Origin of the sequence: Zooshikella ganghwensis DSM 15267 (assembly GCF_000428585.1) — a bacterium.
In the GTDB taxonomy this organism is placed as follows: Bacteria; Pseudomonadota; Gammaproteobacteria; order Pseudomonadales; family Zooshikellaceae; genus Zooshikella; species Zooshikella ganghwensis.
In genome coordinates this window covers 1-5,580 of the sequence record NZ_AUAF01000214.1, presented here as the reverse complement: position 1 = coordinate 5,580, position 5,580 = coordinate 1, and the positions used below count along the sequence as shown (strand labels likewise).

General features: G+C 40.6%; 9 protein-coding genes. 3 read left to right on the top strand and 6 right to left on the bottom strand.

The features are described 5' to 3' along the window. The 4 genes from F607_RS0124200 to F607_RS0124185 form a co-directional block, all read right to left on the bottom strand. Positions 1–199: transposase (locus F607_RS0124200; RefSeq protein WP_027710114.1), on the bottom strand; the 199-nt coding region annotated here is incomplete at its 3' end. A gap of 54 nt (positions 200–253) precedes the next feature. Further along, positions 254–904, bottom strand: a complete 651-nt coding sequence (locus tag F607_RS31575; RefSeq protein ID WP_051311799.1) for a substrate-binding periplasmic protein — start codon at positions 902–904, stop codon at positions 254–256. 22 nt (positions 905–926) lie between these two features. Beyond that, positions 927–1,700 (bottom strand): substrate-binding periplasmic protein, encoded by a 774-nt coding sequence (locus F607_RS0124190; RefSeq protein ID WP_051311798.1) that lies wholly within the window; start codon positions 1,698–1,700, stop codon positions 927–929. Positions 1,701–1,825: 125 nt separating this feature from the next. After that, on the bottom strand, positions 1,826–2,623 hold the full coding sequence (locus F607_RS0124185) for a substrate-binding periplasmic protein (protein ID WP_051311797.1): 798 nt from the start codon (positions 2,621–2,623) through the stop codon (positions 1,826–1,828). Positions 2,624–2,862: 239 nt separating this feature from the next. On the opposite strand from F607_RS0124185, the gene F607_RS0124180 reads away from it, so the two are divergent. Then, positions 2,863–3,387: a GNAT family N-acetyltransferase gene (locus F607_RS0124180; protein WP_027710111.1), complete on the top strand. Its 525-nt coding sequence runs from the start codon at positions 2,863–2,865 to the stop codon at positions 3,385–3,387. On the opposite strand, the gene F607_RS0124175 is transcribed toward F607_RS0124180, so the two are convergent. Then, positions 3,353–4,009 (bottom strand): YiaD family glycine zipper/OmpA-like lipoprotein, encoded by a 657-nt coding sequence (locus tag F607_RS0124175; RefSeq protein WP_027710110.1) that lies wholly within the window; start codon positions 4,007–4,009, stop codon positions 3,353–3,355. The genes F607_RS0124180 and F607_RS0124175 overlap by 35 nt on opposite strands. A gap of 334 nt (positions 4,010–4,343) precedes the next feature. Then, positions 4,344–4,739 carry a hypothetical protein gene (locus F607_RS0124170; RefSeq protein ID WP_027710109.1) on the bottom strand — a complete coding sequence of 132 codons (396 nt, stop codon included), beginning with the start codon at positions 4,737–4,739 and terminating at the stop codon, positions 4,344–4,346. Between the two features lie 107 nt (positions 4,740–4,846). Between F607_RS0124170 and F607_RS0124165 the strand changes: the two genes are divergently transcribed. Together F607_RS0124165 and F607_RS31570 are read left to right on the top strand one after the other, a co-directional pair. Then, complete coding sequence (locus F607_RS0124165) at positions 4,847–5,404, top strand: type 2 periplasmic-binding domain-containing protein (RefSeq protein WP_157365591.1); 558 nt, start codon at positions 4,847–4,849, stop codon at positions 5,402–5,404. Beyond that, positions 5,371–5,580: hypothetical protein (locus F607_RS31570; protein WP_038292173.1), on the top strand; the 210-nt coding region annotated here is incomplete at its 3' end. The genes F607_RS0124165 and F607_RS31570, both read left to right, overlap by 34 nt.

The following is a 5,580-nucleotide window of genomic DNA, read 5'->3' as shown; positions in this document are numbered from 1 at the left end:
GATCGGCTGAGGACCACTGCTCAGCATTCTTCTTGTTTCCGGGCATAACACAGCCTTTTCTTTTCGCAACCTGACGCCAATTATACAGGGTTTTTGCTGAAATACCGGTTTCTTCTGCAAGTGCTGGAACACTCATATTATGGGGTGGCATCATCTTCGCTAGAATATCTTCTTTTCTTTCTTTTGATACGCGCTTCACTCATCATTCACCTGCGCCCCTTTCTTTAGATTTTTACTTCAGGTGAGGCGACAACTATCCTGACATAAGGGGGTTTGCCTCACGTAACGGGCGAGAGTGGTTGGTCAATAAGTCACGACTGCTGTCAGGAAAATTCTCTGCCAGTAACTCGTAGCCCACTTCAGGCTCTATAACAAATAGCTGAATACGCCCTGCCAAAAGCTTATGGAAATTGATCGTATCGGTATTGGCAATATCCACTTGCATAATTTTCTGCTCAATGGTTTTTTTTAAACCCTCACCATAGTAGTAACCACGAGTTACGCCTAGCTTATAGCCTTTCAAATCCGACCAGTCCTGCCAATCAAATGGCATATCTTTGCGGTGAAAGAAAACGGTACGTAATGTAATCACAGAATTGCTGTAGTAAAAAAATGCCTCTCGCTCTTCGTTCTTACCCCACAATAATGTCGCATCCCAGCTCCCCTCTTTAGCTTCCTTCATCGATCGCTTCCAAGGGTAAAAACCATAGTGAACCGCGATTCCTTCTTTTGCAAATGCTTCCGTGACAAGATGAGAGCCAGCACCGTAATACTTGTACTTCTGAGACATAAATGGAGGCCATTCGCCACTGGTAATACGAATAACCTCTTCACTATGAGCTAATTGAACACTGCATAAAATTATGATAACAAGCGTTAAATAACTGTCCTTTACCGCTCTCATATAAAACGTTTCGAAGCCTCGACTATGGACGGTATTTACCTTCAACACTATCACTTAACATTTTTTCGTACTTACCAGACTCTTTAAGTTTTTTCAGCCCACTGTTAAATGCATCAACATATTTTTGAGCGTCTTTAACTTTTTTACTTATAATCAAGTAGTAGCTTGTTGTTCTTACTGGACGTGGATGGTTCGTCAACACATTTTTGGTGCCTTCAGGTAACTTATCTGCAATCAATTCATAGCCTACTTCCAATGTAGCTGGGAATATGTCTATTTTTCCTGCGGCTAGTTTTTTCAGGTTATTTTCATCCTTCGAAGTACGAGACACTTTGATTTTTTTAGTCTTTTCTGCTTCTTCAAAGTCTTTACCATAAAAGTAACCTACTGAAGCACCAATTTTATAATTTTTCAGATCATCAATTGTCTTCCAGTCAAACTGCAAGTCTTTTCGGTGGAAGAAAACATCTTTTAGTTCAATAATGGGGGCAGTATAAAAAAAAGTCTGCTCACGCTCGGCGTTTTTACTCCAACCGACAGAGCCTTGCCATTCTTTACCTTGTTCTCCTTCTTTAAATGCTCGCTTCCATGGAAAAAAACCATATTCGACAGTTATACCTTCTGCTTTGAATGCCTCCTCAACAATATGAGAGACCAGCCCTTTATGTTTATAATTATCGGACATATAAGGAGGCCATTCACCATTGGTTAGTTTAATTTTGCCTTCAGCAAAGACAAACAGACTGTTAACTAGCATAAAAACAGAAAATAGTGTTTTCAGAATAGTCGCTATCATAACCCTAACTCCACTAAAACCTTAAAGTCACTCTGGTCTAAGTGTAGCCTCATTAACAGAAAATGAGGTCTAAATTTTATAGGCTGGCAGATAACTGGAGGATATTAAAAGGTAGAGATTAAAATTTAATTATTCTTGTTCAACCGATAATGACCTTGTATTACATCATCCAAAATACGATCGTACTCGCCCCTTCTTTTTAGTTCCTTAAGACCTACATTAAATAAAGACAGCAAATATTCACTCTGCTTCACACTCCTGTTAAGCAGTAAGTGAAAGCTTGTTTCACGGAGAGTACGAGGATGACTAGTAACTAGCTGACGAATACCTGAAGGAAAATGCGTATTCAATAATTCATAGCCAATTTCTGTATCAACCACAAATAGGTCTATTTTTCTTCTTAGCAGCTGCTTAAAATTGTCCAAATCAGTATCTTGACGAACAACTTCAATCAATTGATTTTCTTCTGCTTTTTTAAAATCCTCACCATAATAATATCCCCGGGTTGCGCCTACTTTTTTTCCCTCTAAATCTGACCAGTTTTTCCAGTCAAATAGAGTATCAACGCGATGAAAAAAAATAGTCCGCAATGTTATTACAGGATCACTATAGTGGAAAATTTGCTCACGTTCTTGATTCCAAGACCATACTATAGAACCATCCCACTGCCCTGCAGCCGCCAACCTCATTGCCTTATCCCACATAAAAAAGCTGTACTCAACATTAATACCTTGAAGCGCAAACGCCCGTGAAACAATATCAGATGCAGCACCATAGTTTTTATAATGTTCAGACATAAAAGGGGGCCACTCTCCATTGGTTAAGCGCACCACATCAATATTTGAAGTTTCTGCCTTAGCATCACTGAAAAACAGCATCCAATCACTGCCCACCAACGCTATGACTAATAGCAATAACTTCACCAGCAAACCTCAGCTTATAGAACGATATAAAGAAGTATAAACCCAAATATTCCGACACCGAGAGCTAAGATTGCTTCTTTATACATACCAGGGCCATTTCATAAAAATTTGATGCACATAACCTTTCAGTTTGTATGCTAATGTTAACAATGATCTCATTAGCAGTAACTTTGAACAAAGCGAATACTGCAAGTCCTTAGCTTGTTTCGCTTACAGCATCAAAAGCAGTACTTTGTATAATGAATGAGTCTTCTTTAATTCGCCTTATTGATACAAATAGGCGAGAGGAAAAAAAACGTATAGAAGATTTGATTAAAGAAAGTTTTGCTAATAATTCAACGACACTTTCGTATCAAAGTACTTCTACCTATCAAAGCATGTTGGCTTTGCCTACTAATAGCATTAGCTGGGGAATATATCGTAGACAACAACTACAGGGTGTGATTTTTTGTGAGCAGATTGCGCCAAGACTGATTTATATTCCTTTACTGGCCATACAACCAAGCTACTTCCGTCAGGGATTAGGATGTGCGTTATTTAACTTCCTTTTAAAACGCTTCCCTACCAGTCAATTTTATGGGGATGTCGCACAGCGAAATGTTGCCGCGATGAGTCTTTATACCCAGCAGTTTAACTGCCAGGTGTTAGCAACCTGGGGGAACACCTCATCTGATCAAATGACCACACTGTGGCATCCTCCCCGAGTAAAAGAGTTATCTTGGATAACGACTAGTACTGTACACCAGACATTGGCAGCAAGTTAATCTCAACACGGCGATTTTGCGCACGCCCTTGGGGATTACCATTACTGGCTATGGGTCTATCTGGTCCCACACCATAGTAGCGGACACGGTTAGCAAGTACGCCCTGATTTATCAAGTAACTAGACACACTACGCGCACGGTTTTCAGAAAGCTGCATATTATGTGCACGTCCACCCGTACTATCCGTATGACCTACTACTTCAACTACTGACTGATCAAACTCACGTAAAACCATACCCACTGAGTTTAGAGTACGATAAAAGCCTGCTTGAATATTATAAGAGTCAGTATTAAATGTAATATTTCCGGGCATAATCAACGACAGCTGATCACCATTACGAACGACTTTTACGCCTGTACTTCTAAGGTGTTGACGTAATGCATCTTCTTGACGGTCGACGTAATAGCCCCATCCAGCACCCGCTGCGGCACCAATAGCAGCACCCGCTAAAGCACCACGCTTACCATTTGCCAATGCTCCTACAGCCGCACCTGCCAATGCACCGATTCCGCCATACTTTGATGTTTTATTAAACTCTGATTCACCAGTATAAGGATTCGGTGATTGACATCCTGTGGTAAACACGGCAGCGGCCGTGAGTGCTAAAACAGTTTTCTTCATTGATAATACCTAATTCATTTAATGCACGTTATTTATATCAAATATTTGGTCTCAGCGGATAGACCCCAAATGATAGTAGAATCCGAACTTGTAGCTTACAAAACGTGTAGTAGTTCACTCTATTATAAACATGCAACGTTACCGCACAGCGTTTTGAACAAAAGTAAAACAGATGTTTCAAAACAGTAGTATAGCGACTCAAATATAAGCTTTCGCCAATTTACATGACATATTTATAAATTCAATACAAGCCAACACTTGTATATCCCTTAATCGTTAACACCTTAACAGTTATTCTCAATCAAACGGGTTTTAACGGGCTAGTAATACCTAATTACTCTTGTGAGCGCCTTACACAAATAGCCTGTGCCTCAACAAATGCCTTGCCTAATGACTGCTCTATGGCACTTTGCAGCTCATGAGACGTCTTTCCAGTCGTTTTGGCTAGTTGTTCTAACATAGCGTCATGACTTATTGAGGGTTGTTGTTGACGAATAATAAACGCCTGTTGTAACCAATCATGGGTTTGTGCAGGTAATTTGTTCAACATACGGTTCGCTACGCAAGGACATACCCTAGGATCGCCCGAATTATCAGCAGCACGTTTACACTGTCGCTGATGGTCTTGTAAAAAGTAATCTCTATAAGCAGGATCTAACGTGGCTTGTGTTGACAGCAAATGACAACCAGAAACAAGCAACATTGTGAGCATACTCATCATTAACTTCATATCTATGGCTCCAGTTCAGGCTTGAAACACCTTTGTGACACATTAAAACACTCGTCTTATGTAATGAATAGTCTACCATTTAATGAATACATATTAGTGAACAGCAAATGATGTTAGGCTCATCCTCTTTCAAACGTATATGCATACTCATAGCTTGCTGCACTTTATCAGCACAAGCAGAAACCATTAGTTTTGCGGTCGCTGAATGGCCACCCTATTTTACTAAAGAGCCACCCCATGGCTACCACGCTATTGCGTTGAAAAAGCTTTTTGCAACTGAAGATATTGACGTAAAATTTATGTGGTATCGTGACTGGAAAGCAACACTTTCAACAACCTATGCGGGTCGCCATCACGCCACACCATCCTGGTTATGCACACCAGAATATATCGAACAGTTTAGGGTTTCCGAGCCGATTTTCGAAACACATATTGTGTTAATGCATCTTACTGATGAATCTATAAACTGGAATACGCTTGATGACTTACGGTTTTTAGCCCCCATTGGGGTGACAAAAAGCTATACTTATAATTTAGCGTTACAACGTGTCCCCTCTGCAACCGTGCGTGACTCCCCCCAGCCCTTGCTGTTAGCCTTTTCCTGCATCGTTAATAGTTCAGGAGAAGCACCGTGGAAGCCGATTCACCCACAGATATCCCTTTAACTTTGGAAGACGTCAAGGCTAAGTTTGAAGCCTGGCGGCAGCGTCCTAAACCCCGTAAACCCTTCCCTAATGCATTATGGCATGATGTCTTTCGACTGCAGGAGCAGTATAAACTGACGAAGATATTAACGACATTACGTCTTACCCGTGCTCAATTTATGCATAAGCGTGCGGTG